This window comes from Psychrobacter immobilis (assembly GCF_904846235.1).
In the GTDB taxonomy this organism is placed as follows: Bacteria; Pseudomonadota; Gammaproteobacteria; order Pseudomonadales; family Moraxellaceae; genus Psychrobacter; species Psychrobacter immobilis_C.
In genome coordinates this window covers 1-4,318 of record NZ_CAJGZN010000043.1, presented here as the reverse complement: position 1 = coordinate 4,318, position 4,318 = coordinate 1, and the positions used below count along the sequence as shown (strand labels likewise).

At 41.6% G+C, this 4,318-nt stretch carries 2 protein-coding genes and 1 pseudogene; 2 read left to right on the top strand and 1 reads right to left on the bottom strand.

The genetic code is table 11. The features are described 5' to 3' along the window. Window positions 1-241: 241 nt before the first annotated feature. Window positions 242-1,466: pseudogene (locus JMX07_RS13370) on the top strand (IS3 family transposase). Window positions 1,467-1,606: 140 nt separating this feature from the next. On the opposite strand, the gene lnt reads toward JMX07_RS13370, so the two are convergent. Then, window positions 1,607-3,175 carry an apolipoprotein N-acyltransferase gene (gene lnt / locus JMX07_RS13365; RefSeq protein ID WP_201608414.1) on the bottom strand — a complete coding sequence of 523 codons (1,569 nt, stop codon included), beginning with the start codon at window positions 3,173-3,175 and terminating at the stop codon, window positions 1,607-1,609. Between the two features lie 239 nt (window positions 3,176-3,414). Between lnt and JMX07_RS13360 the strand changes: the two genes are divergently transcribed. Next, window positions 3,415-4,059 carry a DUF411 domain-containing protein gene (locus JMX07_RS13360; RefSeq protein WP_201608413.1) on the top strand — a complete coding sequence of 215 codons (645 nt, stop codon included), beginning with the start codon at window positions 3,415-3,417 and terminating at the stop codon, window positions 4,057-4,059. Window positions 4,060-4,318 lie beyond the last annotated feature (259 nt).

The following is a 4,318-nucleotide window of genomic DNA, read 5'->3' as shown; positions in this document are numbered from 1 at the left end:
TATAGTTCGGTTAGGTTGTCCATGTAAGAAGTCCTTGTTGTGAAGTTTGTCTTGGTAAACTTACTTTAGCAACTTCGGACTTCTTTTTTTATTTTTTTTTTGAGCCCTTATCCCGAACTGGGGTTATATTATATACAACATACTACAATATACTATTAAGGGATACAAAATCATGGTGAGCTATGCTGAAGAAACCGTAGAGATAAACTTGGTAAACTAAGCGTATTGACAGGAGTTTACCATGACCAAGAAAGTAAGAACCTACAGTGACGAATTTAAAGCCGAGGCCGTCAAGAAGATATCAGACAATAATGGCAATATCTCAGCCACTGCAAAGCAGCTTGGCATTGCCATGCAAACGCTATCAAATTGGCATAACAAAGCCAATCAAGGCAAGCTTGTCGGCACAAAGCAATACGATCCTGATCTTATGAGTGCTCTTCAAGAAATAAAGCAGCTCAAGCGGCAGCTCAAAGTGGCTGAAGAGGAACGCGAAATACTAAATGAGGAGGGATAAAGCGAAGCACTGCTTCGCCCCGACGCAAGGGGAGAGCTATGCTCGAGTTGGCGACGGCGTACTTCGCGAGAAACAGCTAGTCAGGTACGCCTTTATCAAAGACAACCAGTTCCTCTTTCGCATCACCACTATGTGCCGTGTGTTAAGGGTTAAGCCATCAAGCTATTACGACTGGCTAAGTCGTGATCTCAGCGACCAACAGATACATCGCAACCAGTCTGAATTACTGGTTAAAGCGGCTCACAATGAAACGAAAGAACGTTATGGCGCAGATCGACTGCATGCTCATCTAAGCGAGCAAGGCCATAACATTAGCCTGTATATGGTAAGAAGCATCAAAGAGCAACACGGCATTAAATGTCGTCGTCATAAGCGCTTTAAAGTCACCACCGACTCCAATCACAACAAGCTGGTCTATCCAAACGTACTGGATCAGAAGTTTGATGCTAAGCGCCCTAACGAGTCGTGGGTCAGCGACATCACCTATATCTGGACGAATGAGGGTTGGCTGTACTTAGCAGGGGTCAAAGACTTATACACCAAAGAGCTTGTCGGTTACGCTATTAACAAGCGTATGACCGCAGATTTAGTTTGCAAAGCACTAAATATGGCCATCAAGAATAAACGTCCAAGCAAAGGGCTAATCGTTCATTCAGACAGAGGCAGTCAGTATTGCAGTCACGCCTACCACAAGACCATTAAGCAGCATCAATTTATAGGCTCAATGAGCGGCAAAGGCAACTGTTTCGATAACGCTCCGATAGAAAGCTTCTGGGGCACATTAAAGAATGAGCTGGTATATCATCAAGACTATAAAACAAGGTTCACAGCCATCAATGATATTATCAGTTATATCGAGCTGTACTACAATCAGACGAGGATTCAAAAGGGTTTGGGCTATCAATCGCCAAGACAGGTGTGGTTTGATTATTATCGTCAGGCTGCGTAATTAAAATCTCCCAAGTTTATGTATACGGATTTGACGGCAGGGGTCAATAGTTTAAAACTTTTATATTTACGTGCGTTAGGACGTTACCTAGAAAAAATAAAAAACTTACACTGATTAAATTATTATGATTAAGTTTACTATTACCCTCGTCTTCTAAGTGTGGTTAGACCTTTGCCAAAATAGCTTAGTAGTAATAACAAGGTTATTATTATCAAGATAGGATAATTTCCCATAAGCATAAAGGGAGTGTTACCAACCCGTGCCTGTATCTCACCACGTAGTACAGTACGCTCAAACTGCGGTGCGCGTTCTACAATACGACCTTTATGGTTAATGATAGCGGTAACACCAGTATTGGTCGCTCGAATAAACCAGCGCCCGTTCTCAAGCGCGCGCATTTGTACCATTTGCAAATGTTGCAATGGTCCTGCTGAAGTGCCAAACCAGGCATCGTTAGAGACGGTCAACAAAAATTCAGTATCGATGGCATTTTTACGCGTGGTATCTGGATAAGCTACCTCATAACAGATAGCCGTCCCTATATTGTGTCCACGCACCTTTAGAGGTGACTGCTGATCACTACCACGACTATAGCTCTTAATATCCTGACTACCGGCCAAACTTGGGAAAATATCGAGCACGCCTTCAAATGGAATATACTCTCCAAAAGGCACTAGACGCTGCTTCTTGTATAGGCCTTCCGCTTCTACACCTCGAGCAATCACGCTATTGTAAAATGGGGGATACTTATCCGTACTGGCATTGAATGCCGCTTTATCCTTATAAGGGATACCAGTTATCCATGTCGTATTGGTCGCATTAGCCATTTCTATCATTTCACTAATAAAGCCCGCAGCCTCATCCTGAAACATAGGAATAGATGATTCAGGCCACACCACAACATCACGTCCCCACTCAGTGCGTGTTAACTTCGCATAAATCTTTAGCGTTTCTACTTGATATTGAGTCAGCCACTTTATATCTTGTGAAATATTACCTTGAATCAATGACACTGACAGATCAGGTGTGCCCTTAGGTTTTGTCCATTGCGGATTGACCAGCCATAATGATGTGCTAATGGCCAATAACAGTACAGAAACGACGGCATAACTACTGCGCCGAAGCAGTAGCTCTACTAAACTTGCAGCCAATAGTATGGCAACAAAAGAGACGGCAAAAACACCAGCAACGGGTGCTAAGGACGATAACCAATACTCTTCAGTAAACGCATAACCAACAAACAGCCACGGAAAGCCTGTGAATAACCAAGTTTTTAACCATTCTTGTAGCACCCAAAGAGCAGCAAATGAAAAGGGTTGTTTGCCTACCATACGGTTAAAGGCTAGTGCTAAAAATCCATGAAACAGTCCCATACCGAGACCCATCAATCCAATCATAATCAATGCGAGCCACGTTGGAGTATCGCTATAATCATGGATAGCTGTATAGAGCCAAAAGCCGCCGACGCACCATAGCCCCATACCGTAAGCTTCACCGATAATAAAAGCGCGACGACCACTCATATTTGGCACCAACAGCGCATATAAAATCGCTGGTGACACTATTGCTAGCGGCCAGAACCCATAAGGCGATAATGCAAATAAAAAAATAGCCCCTGCAAGCCATGCTGCTACTAGCGTAAGCCATAGCGGTAATTGATTTAAGTGAGTACTCAAACGCTTTTGTAGACTAATAGTAGACAGGTGCATCGCAAATTATCCAAAATTATGAGCCTTGAATTTTTAATCAAAATCCAAAACTCAGATAGACCCGTTAATACTACAGGCAGCATTTCAAAATAAAAACTGCTTATGATACCAGTCCGCACTGCTCAATGTATAAATTTACGTACCCCGTTTGATGGGTTATTATGCTACATTACCAAACGATATGAAGTGTTACTTGACCTTCTATAGCTCACAATATCTACAGTACATGAGAGAGCACTATGACCCCCTTAAAAATAAAATCCAGTCTTATATGCAATCGTTATCTGTCTAAGGGGTTGCGTAGTACGTTATTATTACTGGCTGCCTCATCACTATTTGCTTGTAGCCAACCGAGTAGTGGCGTATCTGATGCAAGCACAACATCGGCATCAACTGAAGATGTTTTGGCTGTTCCAAAGACAGCTGAACCAAACGTTATAAATAATTCTATGATGACATCAGTAAGTAAACCAGACTTACTAAAAAACGTATCAGCCACTGTCTATAAAGATGCCAATTGCGGCTGCTGTAAAGAATGGATAAGTCATGCAGAAGATAATGGTCTAAGTGCAACCGCGCAAGATGTTGCGGACTTAGCCGTATTTAAAGAGCGCTACAGCGTTCCAAATGAAATGCGTTCTTGCCATACTGTAGTCACTACGGATGGTTACGTCTTTGAAGGTCATGTACCCGCTAAATATATGGCGCAGTTTTTAGAAAATCCGCCAGTACAAGCTATGGGTCTTGCCGTACCTGGCATGCCTATTGGTAGCCCAGGTATGGAGTATCAAAATAAATTCATGCCCTATCAGGTTATGCAGCTCAATAAAGACGGGACAACCCAAGTTTATGCTGATATTGAATCGGTAGAGCAGCAATTATAGTGTGTTAGCAGTTAAGAATACTTTGATTATAGTGTTAGCGTTAAAAGTAAATGAGGTAGGTATAAGACTGTTCTATTGCTTATAAAATGATTCTTCATCAAAAAATTCATTAGCTATTGCGACTTTAAAATTAAAAATAACTTTGAATTTGTAACTTTTGATGACAATGTAAGCGGATTTATCGGTTATTAACCCTTAAAATAGATAAATAATTAAGGGTTAATACAAGAATATACAGGATGTATCGAAACAATTACGT

Bases quoted from the DNA above. Each gene is read 5' to 3' on its own strand.
- lnt (WP_201608414.1), bottom strand. From the start codon at position 3,175: ATGCACCTGTCTACTATTAGTCTACAAAAGCGTTTGAGTACTCACTTA.
- JMX07_RS13360 (WP_201608413.1), top strand. From the start codon at position 3,415: ATGACCCCCTTAAAAATAAAATCCAGTCTTATATGCAATCGTTATCTG.